Annotated in this window: 23 protein-coding genes; 16 read left to right on the forward strand and 7 right to left on the reverse strand. The window is 67.1% G+C overall.

Annotated elements, in window-relative coordinates:
* Nucleotides 1-157: 157 nt before the first annotated feature.
* Nucleotides 158-694 (forward strand): ATP-dependent protease subunit HslV, encoded by a 537-nt coding sequence (gene hslV, locus WS54_RS29195; RefSeq protein WP_006760749.1) that lies wholly within the window; start codon nt 158-160, stop codon nt 692-694.
* Between the two features lie 10 nt (nt 695-704).
* Entirely contained in the window at nt 705-2,048 is a 1,344-nt protein-coding gene (gene hslU, locus WS54_RS29200) for an ATP-dependent protease ATPase subunit HslU (RefSeq protein WP_059780764.1), read from the forward strand.
* 216 nt (nt 2,049-2,264) lie between these two features.
* On the opposite strand, the gene WS54_RS29205 is transcribed toward hslU, so the two are convergent.
* The 3 genes from WS54_RS29205 to WS54_RS29215 all read right to left on the reverse strand — a co-directional run bounded on the left by WS54_RS29205 (nt 2,265) and on the right by WS54_RS29215 (nt 4,554).
* A complete protein-coding gene (locus WS54_RS29205) occupies nt 2,265-2,807 on the reverse strand; it encodes a response regulator transcription factor (protein WP_059780763.1) in 543 nt (180 codons plus the stop codon).
* A gap of 13 nt (nt 2,808-2,820) precedes the next feature.
* Nucleotides 2,821-4,239: an ATP-binding protein gene (locus tag WS54_RS29210; RefSeq protein WP_059500584.1), complete on the reverse strand. Its 1,419-nt coding sequence runs from the start codon at nt 4,237-4,239 to the stop codon at nt 2,821-2,823.
* Nucleotides 4,240-4,329: 90 nt separating this feature from the next.
* A complete protein-coding gene (locus WS54_RS29215) occupies nt 4,330-4,554 on the reverse strand; it encodes a cysteine-rich CWC family protein (RefSeq protein WP_034208671.1) in 225 nt (74 codons plus the stop codon).
* Nucleotides 4,555-4,848: 294 nt separating this feature from the next.
* On the opposite strand from WS54_RS29215, the gene argB reads away from it, so the two are divergent.
* The 13 genes from argB to WS54_RS29290 all read left to right on the forward strand — a co-directional run bounded on the left by argB (nt 4,849) and on the right by WS54_RS29290 (nt 21,069).
* Nucleotides 4,849-5,748 (forward strand): acetylglutamate kinase, encoded by a 900-nt coding sequence (argB, locus tag WS54_RS29225; RefSeq protein WP_006490510.1) that lies wholly within the window; start codon nt 4,849-4,851, stop codon nt 5,746-5,748.
* On the forward strand, nt 5,745-6,536 hold the full coding sequence (locus WS54_RS29230) for an HAD-IA family hydrolase (protein ID WP_059780762.1): 792 nt from the start codon (nt 5,745-5,747) through the stop codon (nt 6,534-6,536). Before argB ends, WS54_RS29230 begins: the two co-directional genes overlap by 4 nt.
* Nucleotides 6,503-7,180, forward strand: a complete 678-nt coding sequence (slmA, locus tag WS54_RS29235; RefSeq protein WP_059780761.1) for a nucleoid occlusion factor SlmA — start codon at nt 6,503-6,505, stop codon at nt 7,178-7,180. Before WS54_RS29230 ends, slmA begins: the two co-directional genes overlap by 34 nt.
* A gap of 543 nt (nt 7,181-7,723) precedes the next feature.
* Nucleotides 7,724-8,266: a fimbrial protein gene (locus tag WS54_RS29240; protein ID WP_034208674.1), complete on the forward strand. Its 543-nt coding sequence runs from the start codon at nt 7,724-7,726 to the stop codon at nt 8,264-8,266.
* 104 nt (nt 8,267-8,370) lie between these two features.
* Nucleotides 8,371-9,135 (forward strand): fimbrial biogenesis chaperone, encoded by a 765-nt coding sequence (locus tag WS54_RS29245; RefSeq protein ID WP_052100363.1) that lies wholly within the window; start codon nt 8,371-8,373, stop codon nt 9,133-9,135.
* A gap of 111 nt (nt 9,136-9,246) precedes the next feature.
* Complete coding sequence (locus tag WS54_RS29250) at nt 9,247-11,901, forward strand: fimbria/pilus outer membrane usher protein (protein WP_082725059.1); 2,655 nt, start codon at nt 9,247-9,249, stop codon at nt 11,899-11,901.
* Between the two features lie 298 nt (nt 11,902-12,199).
* Nucleotides 12,200-12,748, forward strand: a complete 549-nt coding sequence (locus WS54_RS29255) for a fimbrial protein (protein WP_034208675.1) — start codon at nt 12,200-12,202, stop codon at nt 12,746-12,748.
* A 120-nt stretch (nt 12,749-12,868) separates the two neighbouring features.
* Nucleotides 12,869-13,315 (forward strand): fimbrial protein, encoded by a 447-nt coding sequence (locus WS54_RS34310; protein ID WP_236872819.1) that lies wholly within the window; start codon nt 12,869-12,871, stop codon nt 13,313-13,315.
* Nucleotides 13,316-13,555: 240 nt separating this feature from the next.
* Nucleotides 13,556-16,399: an autotransporter family protein gene (locus WS54_RS29265; RefSeq protein ID WP_236872778.1), complete on the forward strand. Its 2,844-nt coding sequence runs from the start codon at nt 13,556-13,558 to the stop codon at nt 16,397-16,399.
* A 339-nt stretch (nt 16,400-16,738) separates the two neighbouring features.
* A complete protein-coding gene (metX, locus tag WS54_RS29275) occupies nt 16,739-17,884 on the forward strand; it encodes a homoserine O-succinyltransferase MetX (protein WP_034208676.1) in 1,146 nt (381 codons plus the stop codon).
* Entirely contained in the window at nt 17,881-18,489 is a 609-nt protein-coding gene (gene metW, locus WS54_RS29280) for a methionine biosynthesis protein MetW (RefSeq protein WP_034208677.1), read from the forward strand. The genes metX and metW overlap by 4 nt, the downstream gene beginning before the upstream one ends.
* 116 nt (nt 18,490-18,605) lie before the next feature.
* Nucleotides 18,606-20,027: an AmpG family muropeptide MFS transporter gene (locus tag WS54_RS29285; RefSeq protein WP_059780759.1), complete on the forward strand. Its 1,422-nt coding sequence runs from the start codon at nt 18,606-18,608 to the stop codon at nt 20,025-20,027.
* Nucleotides 20,017-21,069 (forward strand): M48 family metallopeptidase, encoded by a 1,053-nt coding sequence (locus tag WS54_RS29290; RefSeq protein ID WP_034208679.1) that lies wholly within the window; start codon nt 20,017-20,019, stop codon nt 21,067-21,069. The genes WS54_RS29285 and WS54_RS29290 overlap by 11 nt, the downstream gene beginning before the upstream one ends.
* Nucleotides 21,070-21,092: 23 nt before the next feature.
* On the opposite strand, the gene WS54_RS29295 is transcribed toward WS54_RS29290, so the two are convergent.
* Complete coding sequence (locus WS54_RS29295) at nt 21,093-22,037, reverse strand: AraC family transcriptional regulator (protein WP_034208785.1); 945 nt, start codon at nt 22,035-22,037, stop codon at nt 21,093-21,095.
* Nucleotides 22,038-22,264: 227 nt separating this feature from the next.
* Here WS54_RS29295 and WS54_RS29300 point away from each other — a divergent pair, with 227 nt between their 5' ends.
* Nucleotides 22,265-23,317, forward strand: a complete 1,053-nt coding sequence (locus WS54_RS29300) for an NAD(P)-dependent alcohol dehydrogenase (RefSeq protein WP_034208680.1) — start codon at nt 22,265-22,267, stop codon at nt 23,315-23,317.
* Nucleotides 23,318-23,425: 108 nt separating this feature from the next.
* On the opposite strand, the gene WS54_RS29305 is transcribed toward WS54_RS29300, so the two are convergent.
* The 3 genes from WS54_RS29305 to gatB form a co-directional block, all read right to left on the reverse strand.
* Nucleotides 23,426-24,199 (reverse strand): exodeoxyribonuclease III, encoded by a 774-nt coding sequence (locus WS54_RS29305; protein ID WP_034208681.1) that lies wholly within the window; start codon nt 24,197-24,199, stop codon nt 23,426-23,428.
* 41 nt (nt 24,200-24,240) lie between these two features.
* The gene (locus WS54_RS29310; RefSeq protein WP_034208682.1) at nt 24,241-25,080 is read right to left on the reverse strand and encodes a polyphosphate kinase 2 family protein; all 840 of its coding nucleotides are present in this window, start codon (nt 25,078-25,080) and stop codon (nt 24,241-24,243) included.
* 118 nt (nt 25,081-25,198) lie between these two features.
* Nucleotides 25,199-26,674, reverse strand: a complete 1,476-nt coding sequence (gene gatB / locus WS54_RS29315; protein ID WP_059780758.1) for an Asp-tRNA(Asn)/Glu-tRNA(Gln) amidotransferase subunit GatB — start codon at nt 26,672-26,674, stop codon at nt 25,199-25,201.
* Between the last annotated feature and the right edge of the window lie 3 nt (nt 26,675-26,677).

Consider the following 26,677-nt stretch of genomic DNA (forward strand, 5'->3'; position numbering starts at 1 on the left):
TCCCGGCCGCCGGCCGATTTGCCTCCCCCTCTTGATATCCCGGCGCCCGCCCTAAAATGAAACGGACGTGCGCCGGGCCGCTTCCCGGCGCACCGCGGATTCACGCGGCGGCCCCTCGCGCCGCCCGACTCTTCCCCGTTTTTCTCAAGGAACGCAGATGGAGCAATTTCACGGCACGACCATCGTTTCGGTCCGGCGCGGCGACAAGGTCGCGCTCGGCGGCGACGGCCAGGTAACCCTCGGCAACATCGTCATGAAGGGTGGCGCGCGGAAAGTGCGGCGGATCTACAACAACCAGGTTCTGGTCGGATTCGCGGGCGGCACCGCCGATGCGTTCTCGCTGCTCGACCGCTTCGAGGCGAAGCTCGAGAAGCACCAGGGCAATCTCACCCGCGCGGCCGTCGAGCTCGCGAAGGACTGGCGCACCGACCGGATGCTGCGCCGCCTCGAGGCGATGCTGATCACGGCCGATGCGACCACCACGCTCGTGATCACCGGCAACGGCGACGTGCTCGATCCGGAAGGCGGGATCTGCGCGATCGGCTCGGGCGGCGCGTACGCGCAGGCCGCGGCCCGCGCGCTCGCCGAGAACACCGAGCTGTCGCCGCGCGAGATCGTCGAGAAATCGCTCGAGATCGCCGGCGACATGTGCATCTACACGAACCACAACCGCATCATCGAAACGATCGAGTAAGGACCGCACCATGAGCACCATGACCCCTGCCGAGATCGTCTCGGAACTCGACAAGCACATCATCGGCCAGGCGAAGGCGAAGAAGGCCGTCGCCGTCGCGCTGCGCAACCGCTGGCGCCGCCAGCAGGTCGCCGACCCGCTGCGCCAGGAAATCACCCCGAAGAACATCCTGATGATCGGGCCGACGGGCGTCGGCAAGACCGAAATCGCGCGACGCCTCGCGAAGCTCGCCGATGCGCCGTTCATCAAGATCGAGGCGACCAAGTTCACCGAAGTCGGCTACGTCGGCCGCGACGTCGACAGCATCGTGCGCGACCTGATCGAGATCTCGGTCAAGCAGACGCGCGAATCCGAAATGCGCAAGGTACGCAGCAAGGCGACCGACCAGGCTGAGGACCGCATCCTCGACATCCTGCTGCCGCAACCGCGCGCGGTGGGCTTCGGCGGCAATGCCGAGCACGCGAACGACGACAACAACGCGACGCGCCAGACGTTCCGCAAGCGCCTGCGCGAAGGCCAGCTCGACGACAAGGAAGTCGAGCTCGACCTCGAGCAGCCGACCGTCGGCATGGACATCATGGCGCCGCCGGGGATGGAAGAGATGACCGAGCAGATCCGCTCGATGTTCTCGAACCTCGGCAGCGGCAAGAAGCAGCGCCGCAAGGTGAAGATCAAGGAAGCGCTGAAGCTGCTGACCGACGAGGAAGCGGCGAAGATGCTGAACGAAGAGGAAGTGAAGACGAAGGCCGTGCAGAACGTCGAGCAGAACGGCATCGTGTTCCTCGACGAGATCGACAAGATCACGTCGCGCAACAACGAAGGCAGCGGCGGCGAAGTGTCGCGCCAGGGCGTGCAGCGCGACCTGCTGCCGCTCGTCGAGGGCACGACGGTCAACACGAAGTACGGGATGGTGAAGACCGATCACATCCTGTTCATCGCGAGCGGCGCCTTCCACCTCGCGAAGCCGAGCGACCTGATTCCCGAACTGCAGGGGCGCTTCCCGATCCGTGTCGAGCTCGATTCGCTGTCGGTCGAAGACTTCGAAGCGATCCTCGTCGCGACCGACGCGAGCCTCGTCAAGCAGTACCAGGCACTGCTCGCCACCGAAGACGTGGAACTGGAATTCGCGGAAGACGGCATCCGCCGCCTCGCCGAGATCGCGTTCGCGGTCAACGAGAAAACCGAGAACATCGGCGCACGCCGGCTGTACACGGTGATCGAGAAGCTGCTCGAGGAAGTGTCGTTCTCGGCCGGCAACCACGCCGGCGAGCGCGTGACGATCGACGCGCAGTATGTCGACCGCGCGCTCGGCGAAGTGTCGCAGGACGAAGACCTGTCGCGCTACGTGCTGTAACGCGCGCGGCGGCGAAAGCGAAACGGGCGGCCCCGCGGGTGAGCGGGGCCGCCCGTTTTCGTTGGCGCGCGCCCGTGGCCGCGCTCGCGGCTTCCTGCCGGACAGCGCCGCGCGGCTGCGCCGTAGCGCGTCGCGTTGCGTCGCTCCCGAATCGCATCGCGCAACGCCCGTGCCGCTCGTGCCACCCGGCGTGCGTGCGCGCCGGCGCCGCGCCGCTTACTGCCGCACCGGCTTCTTCGCGAGCTTGCGCTGCAGCGTGCGGCGGTGCATGTTCAGCGCCCGCGCGGTCGCCGAAATGTTGTTGTTGTTCTCGGCCAGCACGCGCTGGATGTGCTCCCATTCGAGCCGGTCGACCGACAGCACGACCGGATTCTCGAGCGCCTCTTCGGCCTGGACTTCGCTCGCGTTGGTCTGCAGCGCGGCCAGGATCGACTCGACGTTCGCGGGCTTCGCGAGGTAGTTGTCGGCGCCCTCCTTCACGGCCTGCACGGCGGTCGCGATGCTCGCGTAGCCGGTCAGCACCAGAATCCGCGCATCGGGCTGCAGGTCGCACAACGGCGCGATCAGGCTCAGCCCCGAATCCTCGCCGAGATGCAGGTCGACGGTGATGAACTGGAACTTGCCGCCTGCGGCGAGCCGGAGCGCCGCCTCCTTGTCGTGCGCCTGCTGGACCGCGTAACCGCGGCGCTCGAGGCCGCGCGCGAGCGTGCCCGCGAACACCTCGTTGTCGTCGATCACCAGGAAATTGTTCTCGCTCATGGGGTTTCTCCGTCTACGTGTTGGTTGAGGCAGCCGGCATCGCGACACGCGCGACCGGCAGGCGCAGCACGGCCCGCGTGCCGCGCCCGGCCGCGGCGCCGGCCGGTCGGCCGTCCGGCGTGCCGGCTGGCCGTTCGGCCGCGCGTGCACCCGTGCGTTGTCCCGATGCGGCCGCCGCGTGGCCATTCGCCGCACCGGCCGCCCGGCCGTTGCCGCCGGCCGCACGCGGCGCGACATCGGACAGTTCGATCTCGCCGCCCAGCCGCGCGGCCGCACTGAACGCGAGATACAGGCCGACGCCGTGCCCGCCCTGCGTGCTGTCGACCGGCATCGCGCCGAGCGATTCGCGCAGCGCGGCCGGAATGCCGGGCCCGTCGTCGCATACCTCGAATTCGATTTCGTCGGTCGCGCGGTCGTGCGCGACCTTCGCGGCGAGCGTCACGCGCTGCGGGCTCGCGCGCGCGGCGTTGTCGAGCAGGATCGTCAGGATCTGGCCGGCCGCGACCGTATCGTCGAGCGCGACGCCCGACGGGCGCGCGCCGAGCAGCTCGAACTGCACGTGCGGATGCCGCAGACGCCAGTGCTCGACGAACGTGTCGAGCCAGTCGTCCACCGGCTGGCGGCTCGCCGGCGCGCTCGCGCGGCTGCGCAGGCGCGCGAGCGCCGACGTGCAGAGCGTCATCTGTTCCTCGAGCACCTTCAGGTCGGCCTCGTAGCGCGCCAGCCCCGGATCGGCGCGCGCCGCGTCGCGCAACTCCTCGGCGAGCATCGCGATCGTCGACAGCGGCGTGCCCATTTCGTGCGCGACGGTGGCGGCCTGCACGCCGAGCGCGACGGCCCGCTCGTCACGCAGCAGGTGCTGCTGCGCCTCGCCGAGCGCCGCGTCGCGCTGGCGCAGCGCATTCGACATGCGCGCGACGAACCACGCGATCAGCCCGACGCTGACCATGAAGTTCGCCCACATGCCGGTCCGGTAGTAATCGAACAGGTTCGCCGGGTTGTCCATGTTGAGCGGCACCGAATCGAAGCCCAGCGCCGCGTAGCACGCGACCGCGAACGCCGCGAGCCAGATCATCAGGTGCCACGGCAGCACGGCCGCCGCGATCGCGAGCGACGGCAGGTACAGCGACACGAACGGATTGGTCGTGCCGCCCGACAGGAACAGCAGCGCGGACAGCGCGCCGAGGTCGACCCACAGCTGGCCGAGCAGCTCGAAATTGGTCTCGGGCCGCGCGCGCAGCACGCGCACCCAGGTCAGCGCGTTGAAAACGATTTCGAGCGCGATGACCATCAGCATCGCCGGCAGCGGCAGGTGCACGCCGAAATAGGTCTGCACGACGCCGATCGTCACGAGCTGGCCGATGATCGCGAGATTGCGGAGCCAGAACAGGTGACTGAGGTTGACGCGCCCGGTGGTGGTGATTCGTTGCATCCGGGCAGTTTACCCGTTTAGCGCCCGGCGCCCCTAGCGGGGCCGGATCCGCGCGTGCGAACGGGCGGCACGCGTGCGCGGCGCGCCGCGTCAACCGGCCTCGCCGGCCATGCGCTGCGCGATCTCGTCGGCCAGACACTCGGGGCATCGGCACCGCGCACCGGCCGCGGGCGGCGTGCCGCCGGGCAGCATCGGCATCGACGCGCACCAGCAGTCGAACGGCTGCGTGTGCGCGCCGCAGTCGAAGCCGCGCCCGCAGTGCGGGCAGCGCGCACGGCGCGGGACGGAACGGGCGTCGGCGGCGGAATCGGTCATGACGCGATCGCGGAAGCGGGCGGGACATCGCCCCACGCGACAAGCATAGCGCGGCGGCTGAATTTTGCACGCCGGCCGCCCGGCCGCGGTCGCCCGTCAACGCATGCGCGCCCGTCCGCCGGCGCCCGCCGCGCGACGGCGCCCCGAATCGTGCCGCGCCATAGCCGGCGGGCCGCCGCGTGCGATGCCGCGCCGCGCCGCCGGTGTTCCGGCCGGCCCAAAAACCCGATGCTGCGCTGCGCCACTCCTGTACAATTCGCCCTGTTTCAACCGTTCCCAGCCAGAGCCGCCGCCATGTCCGAGCCCATCGACCTCTCGCAGATCGCCCCCACGCTGAAAGCAGAAATCCTCGCGGAGGCGCTGCCGTACATCCGTCGCTACCACGGCAAGACCGTGGTCATCAAATACGGCGGCAACGCGATGACGGAAGAGCGGCTCAAGCAGGGCTTCGCGCGCGACGTGATCCTGCTGAAACTGGTCGGCATCAACCCGGTGATCGTCCACGGCGGCGGCCCGCAGATCGATCACGCGCTGAAGAAGATCGGCAAGGCCGGCACCTTCATCCAGGGCATGCGCGTCACCGACGAAGAGACGATGGAAGTCGTCGAATGGGTGCTCGGCGGCGAAGTGCAGCAGGACATCGTGATGCTGATCAACCACTTCGGCGGCCATGCGGTGGGCCTGACGGGCAAGGACGGCGGCCTGATCCACGCGCGCAAGCTGCTGATGCCGGACCGCGACAACCCGGGCCAGTACATCGACATCGGCCAGGTCGGCGAAGTCGAAGCGATCAACCCGGCGGTCGTGAAGGCGCTGCAGGACGACGCGTTCATTCCGGTGATCTCGCCGATCGGCTTCGGCGAAGACGGCCTGTCGTACAACATCAACGCCGATCTCGTCGCGGGCAAGCTCGCGACCGTGCTGAACGCCGAGAAGCTGCTGATGATGACCAACATCCCGGGCGTGATGGACAAGGACGGCAACCTGCTGACCGATCTGTCCGCGCGCGAGATCGATGCGCTGTTCGAGGACGGCACGATCTCCGGCGGCATGCTGCCGAAGATCTCGTCAGCGCTCGACGCCGCGAAGAGCGGCGTGAAGTCGGTGCACATCGTCGACGGCCGGATCGAGCATTCGGTGCTGCTGGAAATCCTGACCGAGCAGCCGTTCGGCACGATGATCCGCTCGCATTGAGCGCGCGCCGCCCGCCTGCCGGCCCCGACCTGCCGGCGCCGCTGCGGCGCCGGCGCATCTCGCGCCACCGGCCGCGCGCTGGCGCGCCGGTCTGGCTGTTCGATCTCGACAACACGCTTCATCACGCGTCGCACGCGATCTTTCCCGAGATCAACCGTGCGATGACGCAATACATCGTCGACGCGCTGCAGGTCGGGCGCGCCGAAGCCGACCGTCTGCGCAACGGCTACACCGAGCGCTACGGCGCCGCGCTGCTCGGCCTCACGCGCCATCACCCGATCGATCCGCACGACTTCCTGCGCGTGGTCCACACGTTTTCCGACCTGCCCGCGATGGTGCGCGCCGAGCGCGGCCTCGCGCGCATCGTCGCCGCGCTGCCGGGTCGCAAGCTGGTGCTGACCAACGCGCCGGAGAACTACGCGCGCGCGGTGCTGCGCGAGCTGCGCATCGAGCGGCTGTTCGAGCGCGTGATCGCGATCGAGCACATGCGCGACCGCCGCACGTGGCGCGCGAAGCCCGACCACGCGATGCTGCGCCGGACGCTGCGCGCCGCGCACGCACGGCTGGCAGACGCGATTCTCGTCGAGGACACGCGCAGCCACCTCAAGCGCTACAAGCGCCTCGGCGTCGGCACGGTATGGATCACGGGCCACCTCCCGAGCCATTTGCCGAACACGGGCCGGCCGCATTACGTCGACCAGCGCATTCGTTCGTTAAAATCGCTGCGACTGGGCACTCGATCGGGGCGACAAAAATGCAGCCGACTCACCCGCAGGACCAAGCCGTAACCGAAGACCACACCGTCGCCGGCCGCGCCCGCCCGAAACCGGGCGAGCGCCGCGTGCACATCCTGCAGACGCTCGCGTCGATGCTCGAGGCGCCGAAGCGCGAGAAGATCACGACGGCCGCGCTCGCGGCGCGGCTCGACCTGTCGGAGGCGGCACTCTATCGCCACTTCTCCAGCAAGGCCCAGATGTTCGAGGGCCTGATCGAATTCATCGAGGAAACCGTCTTCCGGCTGATCAACCAGATCGCCGCGAAAGAGCCCGACGGCGTCATGCAGGCACGCGCGATCGCGTTGATGCTGCTCGGTTTCGCCGCGAAGAACCCCGGGATGACACGCGTACTGACGGGCGAGGCGCTGGTCGGCGAGCACGAACGGCTCGCCGAACGGGTCGACCGGATAGTCGAGCGGATCGAGGCGACCGTGAAGCAGAGCCTGCGCGTCGCGCTGCTCGACGCGCGCGCGCGCCGCGACGGCGGCAGCGATGGCGCCCATGCGGTGCCGCTGCCCGGCGATTACGATCCGGCCGTGCGGGCGAGCCTGCTCGTCAGCTACGTGATCGGCTGCTGGCATCGCTTCGAGCGCAGCGGCTTCGCGCACGCGCCCGGCGAACAGGCCGATGCGCATCTGCGCCTGATTCTGCAGTAACGTTCCCGCGCACGGCCTGCGCCGGCGCCCGCCGGCGCGCAGATTGACGGGCGTGCCGCCTCCGGGCGGGTGTCGGCACGCCCGGCCCGCGCCCTGTATCGCCGATTCACCACGCAAAGCCACGCCGGATTCGCCGCCGGGCCCTTGGCGCAGTCGCAGACGATACGTTCTGCTAATGGAAGGCACCATCGATACCTTTTCCGTACCACGCCCGGGCACGGCAAACATTTCGTAGTCCGGATCACTTGCGCCGATCGCCCCGTCCGGACATCACGCCGCATACGGATTCGACAACGTCAAATCCTTGTAACGGTTGCAATCGTATTCCGTCGGGTTGACGCTATCTGAAGAAAATTAGTACGCGTACTAGTCAATTCCACGTCACCTTCAGCATCGTCCAATTTTTTCAAACTGCTTACTTGGAAACAATGTGGGCTGTTTCCCACCGCTGCTTTCGGCACGCGCTCCAGTGGTCGGCGACAGCGCGAAGGAAACGTCGGTGCGTCGTCTTTCGACGCAAGACCATTTCAAACAGGTACTTACATGTCCAAGAAAGCACTCTCCATTTTGCTGGCAACAGCGGGTCTCGTCACCGCGGCGTCGTCGGCCCACGCAGCAGACGGCACGATCACGTTCATGGGTGAAATCACGTCGCAAACCTGCTCGATCTCGGGCAACGGCGGCGGCAAGGATTTCACCGTGGACCTGCCCACCGTGTCGACGTCCGCGCTGTCCTCGACGGGCACGACGGCCGGCCGCAAGCCCTTCAAGCTCTCTCTGACCAACTGCACGGGCGGCTCGGGCAACGTCTCGGTGTACTTCGAGCCGGGCACGACCGTGAACGCCGGCACCGGCAATTTGCTGAATGCAACGGGCACGGCGAAGAACGTCGAGATCGGCCTGCTGAACAAGAACGGCTCGAGCATCAAGCTCGGCGCCGCACAAGCTCAGCAAAACTCGCAGGTGGTCGCGATCACGGGCGGCTCGGCCGAACTCGAATACGCGGCGCAGTACGTCGCAATGGGCGGCGCGGCCACGGCTGGCACCGTGAACACGTCGGTCATGTATTCGATCGCCTACCAGTAACGCGGACTCGGTCCGGCAGCCCGGATTCGCGGCGGATCGCGGATCCGGGCCGACGAGGTATGCAAGCGCATGCCTTCGATGTTCAAACCAGGGAGAAATCAGCGATGAACAGACGGAAAAACTGGCGCATCGGTGCGACCGGCGCGATGCTGGCCGCGTCGCTGCTCGGCCCGGCGGCGGCGGATGCGAGCGTCGTGATCAGCGGTACGCGCGTCGTGTATCCGGAAAAGGAACGCGAAGTCACGGTCAAGCTGACCAATGACGGCGATCGACCGTCGCTCGTGCAGGGCTGGGTGGACGACGGCAATGCAAATGCGCTGCCGGACGACACGAAAGTCCCGTTCACGGTGACGCCGCCGCTGTTCCGCCTCGATCCGAAGAAAGGGCAGAGCCTGCGGCTGATCTATACGCAAGAGCCGCTGGCGCAAGACAGGGAGACGCTGTACTGGCTGAACGTGCTCGACGTTCCACCCCAGATGGCCGACAACCCCGACGCGCCGAATCTGTTGCAACTCGCGTTCCGTTCGCGCATCAAGCTGTTCTTCCGCCCAGCTTCGCTGCAGGGCGTCGCCGACGAATCGGCCGAAAAGGTGAGCTGGCATTTCGCACCGAAGCCCGGTGGCGGCTACGTGCTGGAAGCGAACAATCCGACGCCGTACCACGTGACGTTCAGCAAGCTGGCCGTCAAGGCCGGCAGCACAAGTTGGACCAACGACCAGGGCGGCATGGTCGATCCGAAATCGACCGCGCAATTCGATGTCGGCAACGTGCCGTCGGCGCCCACCGGGCCGATTCAGGTCGATTACACATTTCTCAACGATTACGGCGCCGGCGTCGAAGGCCGCTACGCACCGAAGCCAACGCGCTGAGGCAGCCGCCTAGCCCGATACATCCCGAAAGGACCGAAGAAGCGGCGATCGCATCGCCGCAGGAAAACCGTCGCTCGCGTTATGACGATGCGGCATCAAAATGTTTAATTCATGCGAGCGAATCATCGAATAGCGCCGTTGCCGGCCATCGGGCGAGTAGCGCTCAAGCCGGGCTACCTGTGCGTGCTTGCGGCACTTGCCAGTTGGGGCGTCGAGGTCCGCGCGGCGGACACGCAAACCGGCCCGGCGGGGGGCTACACGGTCGCCCAGGTTCACTTCAACGACACGTTGATGATGAAGCCGCGCGGGCAGCAGCTCGACCTCGAGCGCTTCTCCAAAGGCAATCCGGTCCCGCCGGGCGACTATCTGGTCGACCTCCATGTGAACGGGGACTGGCGCGGCCGTTCGACCGTGCGGTTCAGCGCGGAAGCGGGTGTGGCGAGCGCCAAGCCGTGCTTCGATCGCGGCCTGGTCGCCCGGCTCGGCCTGGACGACCAGGCACTGACCGCCCCCGGGCGCGCCGAACTGGCGCGCGTGCAGGCAGACGGTACATGCACGGACGTCGCGAAGCTGGTCGACGAAGCCTCGTATGAATTCGACATGTCCGAATTCCGCCTCAACGTGAGCATTCCGCAGGCGGCTGTATTGCGCAATCCGCGCGGATACGTCAGCCCCGAGCTGTGGGACTCGGGCGTGCCGTCCGCGACGCTGCGCTACGACGCGAACGTGTTCCGCAATTCGTCGTCGGGCTACGAAAGCACGCAGGGGTACCTCGGCCTCGTCGGCGGCGTGAACATCGGGAACTGGCATTTCCGGCACAACGGCACCTATACCGCGCAATCGCGTGGCGACAATCGCTACCAGAGCATGAACACGTACGTTCAGCGCGATCTGCCGGCATGGCGCAGCCAGTTGAAGATCGGCGAGGCGTATACCGACGGCTCGCTGCTCGACAGCATCGGCATGCGCGGCATCACGCTTGCCACCGACGATCGGATGCTCCCGGATTCGATGCGCGGCTACGCGCCGCTGATCCGCGGCGTGGCGGCGAGCAATGCGCATGTCCAGGTATCGCAGCACGGCAACGTGCTGTACGAAACGTCGGTCGCGCCAGGGCCGTTCCAGATCGACGACCTGTACCCGACCGGCTACGGCGGCGACCTGCTCGTCACCGTGACCGAAGCCGACGGGCACAAGAACAGCTTCACGGTGCCGTATGCGGCGGTCGCGCAGTCGCTGCGCCCGGGCGTCTCGCGCTACAGCGTCGCGCTCGGACAGGTACGCGAATCCCAGCTGGATCGCCATCCGAATTTCGTGCAGGGCACCTATCAGCGCGGCATCAGTAACCTGATCACCGGCTATGTCGGCGCGATCGTCGCGGAAAACTACCTCGCCGGCCTCGTCGGCGCCGCGTTCAACACTCGGATCGGCGCGATCGCGGTCGACGTCACGCAGGCCAACGCAAATATTCCCGGTGCGCGGTCCACGAGCGGGCAAAGCGTTCGGGTGAGCTACAGCAAGTTCCTTGAAACGACCGGCACCAACATCGCGGTCGCGGCTTACCGCTACTCGTCGAGCGGCTACTGGGGAATGCGCGACGCGCTGTACGCCCGCCAGGAAGCGGCGTCGAACCGCGATCCGAACGACGTGTACCGCCAGCGCAACCAGGTCCAGCTGACGCTGAACCAGGATCTCGGCGAAGCGCGCGGCAGCGTGTACGCGGTGGGATCGTCGGTCAATTACTGGAACCGTCACGGTACGACGACGCAATTCCAGCTCGGCTACAACAACAGCATGCGCGTGTTCGGGGTCAACCTGAGCTACAACGTGTCGGTCTCACGGCAACGCGACGGCTACACGGGCCAGTTGTCGAATCAGGTGTTCGCGAACCTGTCGGTCCCGCTCGGCCGCCGCACGCACGCGCCGACTTTGAGTACGAGCATCGCACGCGACAACCAAAGCGGCACGTCCCAGCAGATGTCGCTGACCGGCACGCTCGGCGAGACCCACGCGTTCTCCTACGGTGTCAACGCGAGCCATGCGTCCGGCTCGACAAGCGGCGGCGGCAACGCACAGTACCGCAGCCCGTATGCCTCCTTCTCTGGCAGCGCCAGCGGCGGCAAGGGTTATTCGAGCGTGTCCGCGGGCATGTCCGGCGCGCTGGTCGCCCACGCGGGCGGCGTCACGCTCGCGAACGATCTCGGCGACACGGTCGCGATCATCGAGGCCAAGGGCGCGAAGGGCGCACGCGTGATGAACGGTACGGACGTGAAGATCGACGGGCGCGGCTATGCGGTATTGCCGTACCTCACCCCGTACCAGATGAACACGATCGAGCTCGACCCGAAGGGCATTCCGCTGGATGTCGATATGCAATCGACGAGCGAGCAGATCGCGCCGCGCGCCAACTCCGTGGTGAAGATCAAGTTTGCGACGGTGAGCGGGCGCGCGGCACTGCTGACCATTCGTCAGCCCAACGGCGCGACCGTGCCGTTCGGGAGCGTCGTGACCGATGCGCAAGGCAAGACGATCGGGATGGTCGGCCAGGGCGGCGCGTTGTTCGTCCGCGGTCTGGAGAACGACAGTGCGTTGACCGCGAAATGGGGTAACCGCGCGACCGACGTCTGCTCGCTCACCTACCGCCTGCCGACGGCATCGAACAAAGCGCTCGGGTACGAGCGGGCCGAGGCGGTTTGCGACTACGGCGTACCGAAGGCCGGCCAATCGGATGGCCCGATTACCGCGGCCGCGCCAGATGGTGATTGAGCGCAAGGTCGGGCCGTCGACGTGCACGTACGGCTTCGTCGAGCGAAGCCGCCGAATGATCTCGACACAAGCATCGCGGAGAGCGTCCTGCCATTCCAGGAGCATGCTGGCCGCTTTCCGACAGGCCGTCGCCTAGCCGCCGGCCTCAATCGTCTTTCGATTCGCAGTCCAGAGCAGTTGAAGATCGAAAGACAATCGTTGGAGGAAGTCCCGTATCCCCGCATCGTCGGCTACGACATGCAGGTGCCGCGAAGACGGAATCCGTTTGTTTATTGCCTCACGTCCTACAGGAATTGATATGAAACTCGCATTCTCCAGCATCGCAGCACTGACCGTGGCCGCCGCCGCCGCACTGCCGACGATGGCACACGCAGCCGACGGCACGATCACTGTCACCGGCGCGGTCGGCACGCAGACGTGCACGATCGAGGGCAACGGCGCCGGCGGCGGCAAGGACTTCACGGTCCAGATGCCGAAGGTCTCGACGAGTGCACTCGGCGTCGGCGGCTCGACCGCAGGCCGCACGGCATTCAACATCGGCCTGAAGAACTGCGCGCCGGCCTCGGGCAAGGTCTACACCCACTTCGAGGCAGGCACGACCGTCAACTCGACGACCGGCCAGCTGTTCAACGCGTCGGGTACGGCGAAGAACATCGAGATCACCCTGCTCAACGGTTCCGATTACAGCCAGATCAATCTCGGCAAGGCGCAGGAAAACTCGATCCCCGTTGATCTGGCGAATGGGTCGGCCACGCTGCCTTACTACGCGCAATACGTCGCCGTGGGTGGCGGTGCATCGGCGGGTACGGTGAATACGTCGGTGATGTACTCGATCATGTATCAGTAATCGACACGCCGGCGCGCGCCATGCGCGCCGGATCGTCTCCTGGCGCGCGGGCACACTGCGGCCCGCGCGTCGCGCTTGTTTTTCGCGAATCGCGAATCCACGGGATCCGTCACGCGTCAGTTGGATTCCATCGGCGCCGCCACAGGCGACACGGGCTTCAACATCGGCCTGAAATGTCAGTCCGGCGCGAGCCTGTATGTGACGCTCACCGACCTGACCGCCCCCGCCAACACGAGTGATCAGTTGACGCTGGCCCCCGCCTCCACCGCAAAAGGCGTAAAACTGCGCATTCTCCGAAACGGCTCGCCGGTAGGCTACGGTCCCGATTCGCGCGTGGCCGGCAATCCGAACCAGTGGTACGTCGGCAGGGCGTCGACGACGACCAATATTCCACTGCGTGCGCAATACATCGCGACTGGCCCGGTTTCCGCCGGAACGGTCAAGGTTGTGTCGCGACGTTCACGACGAGCTACCAGTAGTCGCATGGGCCCATTGGCTACCTCCCACCGGAGCTCATGCTTGTGCACGAATCCCGCCCCGTCGCCGCACTTCCGGCGAAGACGATGAGGTCGTGCGATCGAACAGACTGCAAAATTCGAACTCGTCCAATTTCGCGCATCACCTGATCGGTTTAATTTTCACCCATTCAAGTGCAATCGAGGTGAACGGGTGAACGACGGATTTCCATTTTTTCTAGCGCGCGCCCGCCGGCGTATCGCGCACTCCGCGCTGCTCGCCGGCGCGATGATGCCCTTGCCGTCATCGGCCCAGGTCAGCGGCGGCGGCCCGCAGAGGGCGGACGGCACCGTGCTGGAACTTGTGCCGGGCGACTACTCGACGACCGGGCATGGCCAGCCCGTACTGACGGCCATCAACGGCGGCCTGCTGGTCACCACCGGCAAAACTCGCCTGTTCTCGACCGGCCACGCCGCACCGGGTGCCTCGGCATGGGGGGCCGGCTCGCGCATCGAACTGCGGGACACGGAAATCCGGACGCGAAGTTCCAGCGCCGGTATCGAGGCCCGCGTCGGCGCCAGCGTGTCCGCGGAACGCATCTCCATCGATACCGATCAAGCCTACGGGCACGGCGTCTCCCTCGCCGACCGCAACAGCCGGTTCGACATCGACGACAGCGTGATCGTGACGCGCGGCAAGGAAGCATACGGCATCATCGCGACCGGCGTGCCGGGCGGCACGATCGACGTCGCACGCACGCTGATCCGCACCGGCGGCGACTTCGCCTACGGCCTCGGCATCAGCTATGACGGCGCACGCGCCACCCTCAGCCGCACCGACATCCGTACCGCCGGAAACTATGCGTCGGCCCTGTTCCTGCCGGGAGCTTCCTCGGTCACATTCGGCGACTCGCACCTGGAAACCGACGGCTATGCCGCGCTCGGCGTGGATACGCGCGAGGGTCATGTCGAACTCGCGCGCACGAACGTCGTCACCCACGGCACCAGTTCGCACGGACTCTACGCATCGAAGGAGTATGCGGACACACCGGTCGTGGACGCGATCGATACGCGCGTGACGACAACCGGCGAACGCTCGGCGGGCGTACTCGCGCTCAACGGCGGCCGGATCGCAATGACGCGCGGCGGCATCGCGACGAGCGGCGAGCGCGCCTTCGGCGTGTACGCGGGCGGTACGGGCGCCCTCGTCTCCCTCGCCGACACGAGCGTCGAGACCCACGGCAAGCGTGCCGCCGCGCTGCGTGCCATCGTCAATGGCACGATCGACCTGCAGCGCGCCGACGTGCTCGCGACCGGCGCCGGCGCGTCGGCCGCAAGCGTCCACGGCGGCACGCTGACGGCCGACGGCAGCACGCTCGTCAGCACGCAGCACAGCGCGATCGACGCGTCCGAGGCCGTCATTTCGCTGCGCAACGGCACGCGCATCGCAGGCGGCAACGGCACGCTGCTGGCGGTAGACGCGGAATCCGGCGCACCCGTACGCCTGACGCTCGATACGGGCTCGCAGGCGGAGGGCGACATCGTGAACCTTCCGACCGAGGACGGCAGCGCGACGCACGCGGTCACCGACGTCGCGCTGTCTCGCGCCGCCGTATGGGCCGGCGCAACCGACGCCGTGCGCGCGCTGTCGCTCGACGCCGACAGTCTATGGTTCGTCACCGCGAATTCCACGGTCGCGTCCGTCGCGCTGAACGACTCGACGATCGCGTTCACGCCTCCGGATGTCCCAGGCGCTCCACGCAGGCTCGTCGTCAACGGCGACTACGCGGCACATAACGGCAAGCTGCTGATCCATACGACGTTGAGCGACGATGCGTCGCCGACCGACAAGCTCGTGATCGACGGCGGCCATGCGTCGGGCAACACGAACATCGTCGTCAAGCACGCCGGCGGCGACGGCGCGCAGACCACGATCGGCATTCCGGTCGTCGAAACGCGCAATGGCGGCACGACGGATACGTCGGCATTCGCGCTCGACGCGGCGTCGGACGGCTACCGTCAAGGTTTCGGCACGCTGTCGGCCGGCGGCTACGACTACATGCTCGCGCGCGGCGGGCACGGCGGCCAAGCGGAAGACTGGTATCTCGTTTCGGCCGCGAAGCCCGAACCGCCCCGGCCGCCGGCGCCACCGCTGCCGCCAGGGGGCAACGACGGCAACTCGCCGGAGACGACGCCGCCCCCATCGCCCCCGTCGCCTCCGTCGCGCGCCGTCGCGCCGGAACCCGACGCGTATCTGGCGAACGCCGACGCGGCTGCGATGATGGCGATCCACAGCCTGCATCAACGCGAGGACCGCACGCTGCGCACCGCCGGCTCGACGTCGGGCCCGCTCGACGGCGCAGTGTGGCTGCGCGCCGAAGGCCAGTTCACGTCGATGTCCGGCGGCGCGCGCAGCGTGTCCGGCAACGGCCGCCTGATCCACGCGGGCGCCGACCTGTTCCGCTTCGACGATGGCCGCGGCGGCAGCCTGCGCGTCGGCGCGATGGGCATGTACGGCAGCCAGACGAGCTGGTCGACCCGCCCGCTGTGGAACGCGGCGACGCACCGCATGGCCGACGCCACCGCGCGCGGCAGCGTCGCGGGCTACAACGTCGGGCTGTACGGCACGTGGTACGGCAATCGCGACATCCTGTCCGGCCCGTACGTCGATACGTGGGTCATGTACGGCGCGTACGCGAACAGCGTCGGCGGCAGCCTCGCCGGCGATTCGTACCGCTCTCGCACCGTGACGGGATCGGTGGAGACCGGCTATTCGATCCCGTTCTACGAACGCGGCGATACGCGGTTCTTCGTCGAGCCCGAGGCGCAACTCGTCGTGTCCGACTATCACGCGGCCGCGCACGACACACCGGGCGGCCATCTCGACGGGCAGGGCTCGACCGACGTGCTGACCCGGCTCGGCGTGCGCGTGCACGGCGTGACCGCGATGCCGTCCGGGCGCGAGTTGCGGCCGTTCGTCGAGGCGAACTGGTGGCATGGCCCCGGCTCGCGATCACTGACGCTCGATCGCAACGCGTTCTCGTTCAGTGTGCCGCGCGATCGTGCGGCGTTCCGCATCGGTGCGACAGGCCAGTTGTCGAAGCGCTTCGCGATCTCGGCCGGGTTCGGCGTGGAAGCGAACCTGTCCGACTATGCGGTGGTCAAGGGCGAGTTGGCGGCGAAGTACCGCTGGTGACGCGGCACGGTCCCGGCTTCCCGCTTCATGCCGACGACGGCCAGGCGCCGCCTCTCGCCGGCCCGGCGTCGACACGGGGCCGACGAGCGCCCCTCGCGCGCCCGAATCGGCGTTCCGCGCAATTTCCGCTATACTTTGCCGACTTGCCGCCCGGTGGCGGCAGGTCGGAAGCGCGCCGATTTGCTGACTCGATTGCGGGCGCGCGAACCGGCCGGGGCCCAGGTTTCGTCTTCGTCCCGGCGGTTCACTACAAATGCGGCTAAAGAGGTCGTCAGCCGCGCATCTCCGACTCCGCGCCTCGCCGACACCGTTTAGCCGCCCAGTCATAAGGCGGAACGAATGGAATCGATCGGCATCGTCGCTCCACAGACCATGCATTTCGCCGAACCGCTGCGCTTGCAAAGCGGCAGCGCGCTCGGCAACTATCAGCTCGTCGTCGAAACGTACGGCGAGCTCAATGCCGCGCGCTCGAACGCGGTGCTCGTCTGCCACGCGCTGAACGCGTCGCATCACGTCGCCGGCGTCTACGCGGACGATCCGCGCAGCACCGGCTGGTGGGACAACATGGTCGGGCCGGGCAAACCGCTCGACACCAACCGCTTCTTCGTGATCGGCGTGAACAACCTCGGCTCGTGTTTCGGCTCGACCGGCCCGATGAGCATCGATCCGTCGACCGGCAAGCCGTACGGCGCGCGCTTCCCGGTCGTCACCGTCGAGGACTGGGTGCACGCGCAGGCGCGCGTCGCCGATGCGTTCGGCATCGAGCGCTTCGCCGCGGTGATGGGCGGCAGCCTCGGCGGGATGCAGGCGCTCGCATGGAGCCTGATGTATCCGGAGCGCGTCGCGCACTGCATCGACATCGCGTCGACGCCGAAGCTGTCCGCGCAGAACATCGCGTTCAACGAAGTCGCGCGCTCGGCGATCCTGTCCGATCCCGATTTCCATGGCGGCGACTACTACGCACACGACGTGAAGCCGAAGCGCGGCCTGCGCGTCGCGCGGATGATCGGGCACATCACCTACCTGTCGGACGACGACATGGCCGAGAAATTCGGCCGTGCGCTGCGCCGTGCGGACGGCGCGCTCGATGCGTACAACTTCAGCTTCGACGTCGAATTCGAGGTCGAGTCGTACCTGCGCTACCAGGGCGACAAGTTCGCCGACTACTTCGACGCGAACACCTACCTGCTGATCACGCGCGCGCTCGATTACTTCGACCCGGCGAAGGCGTTCGACGGCAACCTGACGGCCGCGCTCGCGCACACGCAGGCGAAATACCTGATCGCGAGCTTCTCGACCGACTGGCGTTTCGCGCCGGCGCGCTCGCGCGAGATCGTGAAGGCGCTGCTCGACAACAAGCGCACGGTCAGCTACGCGGAAATCGATGCGCCGCACGGCCACGACGCGTTCCTGCTCGACGACGCGCGCTATCACAACCTGATCCGTGCGTATTACGAACGAATCGCCCTCGAGGTGGGAGCATGAACCAGCAAGCGCTGAATTCCCTGTCCGCGCGCGCGGACTTCCGCACGATCGCCCGCTGGGTCGAGCCGCGCTCGACCGTGCTCGATCTCGGCTGCGGCGACGGCTCGCTGCTGGCGCTGCTGATGGAGGAGCTGGACGTCACCGGCTACGGCATCGAGCTGAACGACGCGGGCGTGCTCGCCAGCGCGAAGAACGGCATCAACGTGATCCAGCAGAACCTCGAGGACGGCCTGCGCCTGTTCGAGGATCACAGCTTCGACATCGCGATCCTGTCGCAGACGCTGCAGACGATCCACCAGACGGCCGCGATCCTGCGCGAAACGGCGCGCGTCGGCCGCGAGTGCATCGTGTCGTTCCCGAACTTCGGCTACTGGTCGCACCGGCTGTCGGTGCTGCAGGGCCGCATGCCGGTGTCGAAATCGCTGCCGTACCAGTGGCACAACACGCCGAACGTGCGGGTGCTGACGATCAAGGATTTCGAGGCGCTCGCGCCCGAGGTCGGCGTCACGATCCTCGACCGCGTCGTGCTGCACGAAGGCCAGCCGATTCGATGGGGAGCGAACTGGCGTGGTAGTCTTGCTGTCTATCGCGTCAAGCGCAGCTGAGCCGGGGAGCCGTTGACGGAAGATCCGGCCCGCCCGCGTGCGCGGCCGCCCCTCCTGCGCCGTCCGCGCCGCCTGCGCTGCCGCCGCCATCAGTCAACGCTACCCAGTTCCATTCCATGTCGAAAACGCCACACGAGGCGCCCGCACTCACCGCTCACGAGGATCACCCCGGCTGGCGCGCCTATCTGAACACGCACATGCTGATCTGCGTGTTCCTGGGCTTCACGTCGGGGCTGCCCCTCTTCACGCTCGTCTACCTCGTGCAGGCATGGCTGCGCTCCGAGGGCGTGAACCTGAAGGAAATCGGCCTGTTCGCGCTGATCCAGTTCCCGTATACGTGGAAGTTCCTGTGGGCGCCGCTGATGGACCGCTACGTCCCGCACCTGCCCGGCTGGCGGCCGGGCCGTCGGCGCGGCTGGCTGCTGCTCACGCAGTTGCTGGTCGCGGGCGCGATCGCCGCACTCGGCTTCGTGTCGCCGCGCGACTCGATCTGGACGGTCGCCGCGCTCACGACGCTCGTCGCGTTCTTCGGCGCGAGCGCCGACGTCGTGATCGACGCGTATCGCCGCGAGTTGCTGCGCGACACCGAGCAGGGGCTCGGCAACGCGGTGCACGTGAACGCGTACAAGCTCGCCGCGCTGATCCCCGGCTCGCTCGCGCTGATCCTGTCGGACCACCTGCCGTGGGACGCCGTGTTCGCGATCACCGGCGCGTTCATGCTGCCGGGCATCCTGATGACGCTCGTCGTGCGCGAGCCGGAAGTGGTCGGCGCGCCGCCGCGCAACCTGCGCGATGCGATCGTGCTGCCGTTCCGCGAATTCATCCAGCGCGACGGCTGGGCCGGCGCGCTGCTCGTCATCGCGTTCATCTTCCTGTTCAAGATCGGCGACACGATGGCCACCACGCTGTCGACGTCGTTCTTCCTCGACATCGGCTTCACGCGCACCGAGATCGGCATCGTCGCGAAGACCACCGCGCTCGTCGCGAGCGTCGCCGGCGGCATCATCGGCGGCATCTGGCTCGTGAGGATCGGCATCGGCCGCGGGCTGTGGATCTTCGGCGCGCTGCAGATGGTGTCGACACTCGGCTTCGCGTGGCTCGCGCAGCTCGGCCCCGGCTCGCCGGTGCTGGCGGTGCTGTACGACTTCACGATGTCGACGAGCCATGCGATCGCGGCCGCGCTGTCGGTGTTCGGCATCGCCGTCGCGCCGCAATTCAGCCCGATGACGGTCGCGCTCGCGCTCGTCTACGGCTTCGAAACCTTCACGACCGGCCTGACGATGGCCGCGTTCGTCGCGTACATCGCGAGCACGACCGACCCGCGCTATACGGCCACGCAATTCGCGCTGTTCACGAGCCTCGCGTCGGTGCCGCGCACGCTCGCATCGGCCGCGAGCGGCTTCGTCGTCGCGAAGATCGGCTGGTACGACTACTTCATCGTGTGTACCGCGCTTGCGATTCCCGGCATGCTGCTGCTGTTCAGGATCGCGCCGTGGAACGGTACCGCACGCAACGGCGAGGCCAGCCGTGCGCGGTAACCGCCTGCATCGCCTCGCACACGCGGCGGCTTCGCTGAGCGTCGGCGCCGCGGCGCTCGCCGCGACGCTCGCGCACGCGACCGACACCGGCGCGACGGCAGCGGGTTCCGCGCCGGCCGCAGCGCAGGCGACGCCGCCCGCCCCGGCCACGTCCGCCGCGCCCGTTGCGCCGTCCGCCGCGGAAGGCGCGCAGCCGACCGGCGCCGCGGTGCCGGCGAAAGCCTATACGCCGACGCCGCAGCAGGTCCGCTACGGCAACGCGATCGCGTTCCGCACGCTGATCCCGTCACCGCTGCTCGAACAACTCACCGCGAACGAATATGCGCAGATCGTGCAGACGGCCGCCGACAGCAATCGCCTGCTGCCCGCGAACCAGCCGCGCGTGAAGCGGCTGCGCGCGATCGTCGCGAAGCTCGCGCCGTATTCGGTGAAGTGGAACGACCGCGTGAAAAGCTGGGCGTGGGACGTCAACGCGATTCGCTCGCGCGACATCCGCCTGACCTGCCTGCCGGGCGGCAAGGTGCTCGTGTACGGCGGCATGCTCGAGCGCGTGCGCCTGAACGACGACGAGCTCGGCGTGCTGCTCGCGCACGGCATCGCGCATGCGCTGCGCGAACACGCGCGCAGCAATTTCAGCATGACCTCGCAGACGTCGCTGCGCGCGGCCGCGCTGCCGCCGCTGTTCGGCGTCGGCGATCCGCTGCCGCAGGCGCTGAACCTCGGCGAGCGCCTGCAGTCGCTCCACTACGATCCGACCGACGAGACCGAGGCCGACGTGATCGGCGGCGACATCGCCGCACGCGCGGGCTTCGATCCGCGCGCGGCGATCACGCTGTGGGACAAGCTCGCGGTCGCGACGCGCGCGAACAAGGCGTCGGGCTTCATCTACACGCACCCGTACAGCAGCGCGCGCCGCCAGGATCTGCTGAATCGGCTGCCGGACCTGATGCCGCTGTACGCGAAGGCGACGGGCAAACGCGTCGAATCGCTGCCCGACTACGCGGGCATCAGCGCACAGCGGCGCAAGATCGTGCGGCGCTGAGCCGCCGAGCGAAACGGCGAACGCTACGCGTCCACGTCGGCCATCGCCGGGCGCACGCCGCTGTCGCGCATCCAGCGCACTTCGTCTCCGGGGCTGCGGCCGAACAGCCGCTTGAACTCGCGGCTGAACTGCGACGCGCTCGCATAGCCGACCCGCGCGGCCGCCGCACCCGCACCGACACCGTCCTGCACCATCATCAGCCGCGCCTGGTGCAGCCGCGCGGCCTTCACGTACTGCATCGGCGACGTCGCCGTCACGTGCTTGAACTGCGCGTGGAACACCGCGACGCTCATCCCGGCCTCGCGCGCGAGCGTCTCGACGTCGAGATCGGCCTTCAGGTCCGCATGAATGCGGCGCAGCGCCTTCGCGACGCGGCCGAAATGATGCTGCTGGACGAGCGCCGCACGAATCGCGTCGCCCTGCGCGCCGGTCAGCACGCGGTACGCGATCTCGCGCATGATCGCGGGCCCGAGCACGCGCGTGTCGTGCGGCGACGCGAGTGTTTCGAGCAGGCGCACCACCGCGTCGGCGAGCGGCGCATCGAGCGGCGTCGAATAGACGCCGTGCGGCTCGCTGACCGCGGCGCCGAGCGTCTCGTCGAGCAGGATCGCGAGTTCGGCGATCACCGCGAGATCGACGCGGATCGAGATCGCGAGAAACGGCTCGTCCATGGTCGCGAAGGTTTCGCACTCGAACGGCAGCGGCACCGACAGCACCAGATACTGCTGCGCGTCGTAGACGAACGAGCGATCGCCGAGATAACCGAGCTTGCGGCCCTGGCACACGACGACGATGCTCGGTTCGTACAGCACCGGCATGCGCGGCACCGGACGGCTCACGCGAATGAAGCGCACGCCGTCGAGCGCCGCCAGCGTATCGCCTTCATTCGGCGCGAGGCGTGAATGCAGCTCGATCATGCGGCGCCGCACACGGTCGCCCGAGTCGTCGAAAAGGGGCTGGAAGCTCATCGGCGTCGTCCTGTCGTGCAAGAGAATCTGGCTCGCAATGTAGCACCGCGAACGCATTTTGACGGCTGTTCGCAGGCAATTCGAGAGGAATAGGCAAATCTTCCAGACCTTCGGGTATTTCACCGCGGCGGTGCGCTCCTTACGATAGGCACCTGTCTCGCCGCATCGCCACACGATGCGACGGCAGTCTGTTTCGCCGGATCTTTTCCGGACAAGGAGCCCACCGCATGAGCACAACCTATGCCTACGCGGCGACGGATTCGCAGTCGCCGCTCGCCCCGTTCGAATTCCAGCGTCGCGCGCTGCGCGACCTCGACGTCCAGATCGACGTCCTCTATTGCGGCGTCTGCCACTCGGATCTTCATCAGGCGCGCAATGAATGGCGCAACACGATCTATCCGGTCGTGCCGGGCCATGAAATCGTCGGCCGCGTGACCGCGACCGGCCCGCAAGTGTCGCGTTTCAAGGTCGGCGAGCTGGTCGGCGTCGGCTGCCTCGTCGATTCGTGCCGCACGTGCGCGAGCTGCGCGGAAGGTCTCGAACAGTATTGCGAGAACGGCTTCGTCGGCACCTACAACGGCCAGGATCGCGTCACCGGCGACATCACGTACGGCGGCTATTCGACGCAGCTCGTCGTCGACGAGGCTTTCGTGCTGCGCGTGCCGGACACGCTCGACCCGGCCGGCGCCGCGCCGCTGCTGTGCGCGGGGATCACGACCTATTCGCCGCTGCGGCAGTGGAACGTCGGCCCCGGCAAGAAGGTCGGGATCGTCGGTCTCGGCGGCCTCGGCCACATGGGCGTGAAGCTCGCGCGCGCGATGGGCGCGCACGTCGTGCTGTTCACGACGTCTCCGTCGAAGATCGAGGACGGCAAGCGGCTCGGCGCGCACGAAGTGGTGATCTCGAAGGACGAGGCGCAGATGAACGCGCATCTGAACAGCTTCGACTTCATCCTGAACACGGTCGCCGCGCAGCACGACCTGAATCCGTTCCTGCACCTGCTGAAGCGCGACGGCACGATGACGCTGGTCGGCGCGCCGGAGCATGACCACCCGTCGCCGCAGGTGTTCAACCTGATCTTCAAGCGGCGCCGCCTCGCGGGCTCGCTGATCGGCGGCATCGCGGAAACGCAGGAAATGCTCGACTTCTGCGCGGAACACGGGATCACGTCCGACATCGAGACGATTCCGATGCAGCAGATCAACACGGCCTACGAGCGGATGCTGAAGAGCGACGTGAAGTACCGGTTCGTGATCGACATGGCGTCGTTGAAGCAGTAAGCGCCGCCCCAAGCGAAACGGGCCGCCTGTCGGAACAGGCGGCCCGTCTTTCATCCGGCGACCGGGATCACTCGCCCGGCGGCTGCGCGCGCGGCGCAGCGCCGGCCATCACTTCTGGTAGTCGTAGTCGACCGTCAGCGGCGCATGATCGCTGAACTTGATGTCCTTGAAGATCGACGTGCTTTTCGCGGTACCGGCCACACCCGGGGTCGCGATCTGGTAATCGATCCGCCACCCGACGTTCTTCGCGTACGCCTGGCCGCGGTTGCTCCACCACGTGTACTGCTCGGGACGCGGGTCGAGCGTGCGGAACACGTCGACGTAGCCGACGTCGTCGAACAGCTTCGTGAGCCACTCGCGCTCCTCCGGCAAGCAGCCCGAATTCTTCTGGTTGCTCTTCCAGTTCTTGATGTCGATTTCCTTGTGGACGATGTTCACGTCGCCGCACAGGATCACCTCGCGCTTCTTCTTCAGCGCGGCGAGGTGCGGCATGAATTCGGCCATGAAGCGGTACTTCGCCTGCTGGCGCTCTTCGCCGCTCGATCCGGACGGCACGTACACCGACACGATCGACAGCTTGCCGTAGCGCGCCTCGACGTAGCGCCCTTCGGGATCGAACTCGCTGCTGCCGAAGCCGATGATCACGTCATCGGGCTCGCGGCGGCTGTACACGCCCGCGCCGCTGTACCCCTTCTTCTCGGCGTGGTGGAAATAGCTCTTGAAGCCGTGCGGCTCGACGAATTCGGCCGGCAGGTCGTCGGCCGATACCTTGATTTCCTGCACGCACACGCAATCGGCGTTCTGCTCGCCAAGCCAGTCGAAGAAGCCCTTCTTCGCGGCGGAGCGGATGCCGTTCAGGTTGGCGGTAATCACTCGCATCATGTCGGGTTCCGTTCAGTTCGATGTTTTTACAGGGTGGCAGCTTAACGGATCTTCACGCCTTCGAGCTCGGGCTTCGGCGGCGGGAATTCCAGCTTCATGTCGGTCATCGTGCGCAGCAGCAGCTCGGCGATCATCACGTTGCGGTGCGTCTTCGAATTCGCCGGGATCACGTACCACGGCGCGTGCTCGGCCGACGTCGCGGCGAGCGCGTCGCGGTACGCGGACTGGTAAGCGTCCCAGTGCTTGCGCGCGTCGAGATCGGAGATGTCGAATTTCCAGTGCTTGGTCGGGTCGTCGATGCGCGCCTGCAACCGCGCGCGCTGCTCGTCCTTCGAGATGTGCAGGAAGCACTTGACGATGGTCGTACCGTTCTCGAACAGCATCGTCTCGAAATCGCGGATCTGCCGGTAGCGGCGCTCGCACTCCTTGTCGCCGATCGCGCCGAGCACGCGCGGCACCAGCACGTCTTCGTAGTGGCTGCGGTTGAAGATCGCGAGTTCGCCCGCCGCCGGCACCTGCGCATGCACGCGCCACAGGAAGTCGTGCGCGGCCTCGATCGGCGTTGGCGCCTTGAACGGCACGATGCGCAGGCCGAGCGGATCGACCTCGCGAAACACCGCGCGCACGGTGCCGTCCTTGCCGCTCGTGTCCATCCCCTGCAGCACGAGCAGCACGCGCTTCTTCTGCTGCGTGTGCAGGCGCTCCTGCTGGACGTCGAGCTCGGTCGACACGACCGACAGCCGTTCGCGATCGGCTTCCTTCGAGCCGGACGAAAACGGCTTCGCGGCCGGGTCGAACGCGTCGAGCTTGAATGCGGCGGCTTCCTTCTCGCGCGTGCTGTAGGGCACGCGAAAATCGTCGAGCGACGGTTGTTTCGCCATTCGTTCCTCCGTTGGACGGTGCGATGCATACGATAACGCATCCACCAAACGCAACGGGCCGCCCCGAACTGGTTCGGAGCGGCCCGTCGTCAAGCGCGGTTCAGGCGCGCGCGCATGCTCAGCCGAGCTTCTTCTTCAGCAGTTCGTTGACCTGCTGCGGATTGGCCTTGCCCTTCGTCGCCTTCATCGCCTGGCCGATCAGCGCGTTGAACGCCTTTTCCTTGCCCGCGCGGAATTCCTCGACCGACTTCGCGTTCGCCGCGAGCACTTCGTCGATGATCGCTTCCAGCGCGCCGGTGTCGGAGATCTGCTTGAGCCCCTTCGCGTCGATGATGCGATCGGCCGCGCCGTCGTCGGTCGCCTTCTCGTCCCAGATCGTCGCGAAGATTTCCTTCGCGATCTTGTTCGAGATCGTGCCGTCGGCGATGCGCTGCAGCAACAGCGCGAGCTGCGCGGCCGACACCGGAATCGCGTCGATCTCGATGCCGTCGCGGTTCAGTTGCGACGACACGTCGCCCATCAGCCAGTTCGCGGCGATCTTCGCGTTCGCCGCGCCGGCCTTCGCGACCACCGCTTCGAAGTACGCGGCCATCGCCTTGCTCGACGTCAGCACGCCCGCGTCGTACGCGGACACCCCGTACTCGTCGACGAAGCGCCGTTGCATCGCGGCCGGCAGCTCGGGCATGCCGGACTGCACGCGCTCGATCCAGTCCTGGCCGATCACGAGCGGCATCAGGTCGGGGTCCGGGAAGTAGCGGTAATCGTGCGCGTCTTCCTTGCTGCGCATCGAACGCGTCTCGCGCTTGTCCGGATCGTACAGGCGCGTTTCCTGCACGACTTCGCCGCCGTCCTCGATCAGCTCGATCTGGCGACGCACTTCGTAGTTGATCGCTTCCTCGAGGAACCGGAACGAGTTCAGGTTCTTGATTTCCGCGCGCGTGCCGAACTTCTCCTGGCCGACCGGGCGCACCGACACGTTCGCGTCGCAGCGGAACGAGCCTTCCTGCATGTTGCCGTCGCAGATGCCGAGCCACACGACGAGCCCGTGCAGCGCCTTCGCGTACGCGACGGCCTCGGCCGCGCTGCGCATTTCCGGCTCGGTGACGATCTCGAGCAGCGGCGTGCCGGCGCGGTTCAGGTCGATCCCGGTCATCCCGGCGAAGTCTTCATGCAGCGACTTGCCTGCGTCTTCCTCGAGGTGCGCACGGGTCAGGTTGACCGTCTTCTCATACGCGGGCTTGCCGGCCTTCTCGTTGGCGGGCACCTGGATCGTGATCGAGCCGCCCTGCACGACCGGAATCTCGTACTGGCTGATCTGATAGCCCTTCGGCAGATCGGGGTAGAAATAATTCTTGCGCGCGAAGATGCTGCGCGGCGCGATGGTCGAGCCGATCGCGAGGCCGAAGCGGATCGCCCGCTCGACCGCGCCGCGGTTCAGCACCGGCAGCACGCCCGGCAGCGCCAGGTCGACCGGGCACGCCTGCGTGTTCGGCTCGGCGCCGAACTGCGTCGACGCGCCCGAGAAAATCTTCGAGACGGTCGACAGTTGCGCGTGCGTCTCGAGACCGATAACGACTTCCCACTGAGTAGCCATATG

The sequence above is a fragment of the Burkholderia sp. NRF60-BP8 genome, from assembly GCF_001522585.2.
In the GTDB taxonomy this organism is placed as follows: domain Bacteria; phylum Pseudomonadota; class Gammaproteobacteria; order Burkholderiales; family Burkholderiaceae; genus Burkholderia.

What these genes read in the sequence shown, in the direction of transcription:
- gatB (WP_059780758.1), bottom strand. Translation starts at nt 26,674, where the DNA reads ATGGCTACTCAGTGGGAAGTCGTTATCGGTCTCGAGACGCACGCGCAA.
- WS54_RS29285 (WP_059780759.1), top strand. Translation starts at nt 18,606, where the DNA reads ATGTCGAAAACGCCACACGAGGCGCCCGCACTCACCGCTCACGAGGAT.
- WS54_RS29310 (WP_034208682.1), bottom strand. Translation starts at nt 25,080, where the DNA reads ATGGCGAAACAACCGTCGCTCGACGATTTTCGCGTGCCCTACAGCACG.
- WS54_RS29300 (WP_034208680.1), top strand. Translation starts at nt 22,265, where the DNA reads ATGAGCACAACCTATGCCTACGCGGCGACGGATTCGCAGTCGCCGCTC.
- WS54_RS29255 (WP_034208675.1), top strand. Translation starts at nt 12,200, where the DNA reads ATGAAACTCGCATTCTCCAGCATCGCAGCACTGACCGTGGCCGCCGCC.
- argB (WP_006490510.1), top strand. Translation starts at nt 4,849, where the DNA reads ATGTCCGAGCCCATCGACCTCTCGCAGATCGCCCCCACGCTGAAAGCA.
- WS54_RS29245 (WP_052100363.1), top strand. Translation starts at nt 8,371, where the DNA reads ATGAACAGACGGAAAAACTGGCGCATCGGTGCGACCGGCGCGATGCTG.
- metW (WP_034208677.1), top strand. Translation starts at nt 17,881, where the DNA reads ATGAACCAGCAAGCGCTGAATTCCCTGTCCGCGCGCGCGGACTTCCGC.
- WS54_RS29305 (WP_034208681.1), bottom strand. Translation starts at nt 24,199, where the DNA reads ATGATGCGAGTGATTACCGCCAACCTGAACGGCATCCGCTCCGCCGCG.
- metX (WP_034208676.1), top strand. Translation starts at nt 16,739, where the DNA reads ATGGAATCGATCGGCATCGTCGCTCCACAGACCATGCATTTCGCCGAA.
- hslV (WP_006760749.1), top strand. Translation starts at nt 158, where the DNA reads ATGGAGCAATTTCACGGCACGACCATCGTTTCGGTCCGGCGCGGCGAC.
- hslU (WP_059780764.1), top strand. Translation starts at nt 705, where the DNA reads ATGAGCACCATGACCCCTGCCGAGATCGTCTCGGAACTCGACAAGCAC.
- WS54_RS29295 (WP_034208785.1), bottom strand. Translation starts at nt 22,037, where the DNA reads ATGAGCTTCCAGCCCCTTTTCGACGACTCGGGCGACCGTGTGCGGCGC.
- WS54_RS29250 (WP_082725059.1), top strand. Translation starts at nt 9,247, where the DNA reads ATGCGAGCGAATCATCGAATAGCGCCGTTGCCGGCCATCGGGCGAGTA.
- WS54_RS29215 (WP_034208671.1), bottom strand. Translation starts at nt 4,554, where the DNA reads ATGACCGATTCCGCCGCCGACGCCCGTTCCGTCCCGCGCCGTGCGCGC.
- WS54_RS29210 (WP_059500584.1), bottom strand. Translation starts at nt 4,239, where the DNA reads ATGCAACGAATCACCACCACCGGGCGCGTCAACCTCAGTCACCTGTTC.
- slmA (WP_059780761.1), top strand. Translation starts at nt 6,503, where the DNA reads ATGCAGCCGACTCACCCGCAGGACCAAGCCGTAACCGAAGACCACACC.
- WS54_RS29205 (WP_059780763.1), bottom strand. Translation starts at nt 2,807, where the DNA reads ATGAGCGAGAACAATTTCCTGGTGATCGACGACAACGAGGTGTTCGCG.
- WS54_RS29240 (WP_034208674.1), top strand. Translation starts at nt 7,724, where the DNA reads ATGTCCAAGAAAGCACTCTCCATTTTGCTGGCAACAGCGGGTCTCGTC.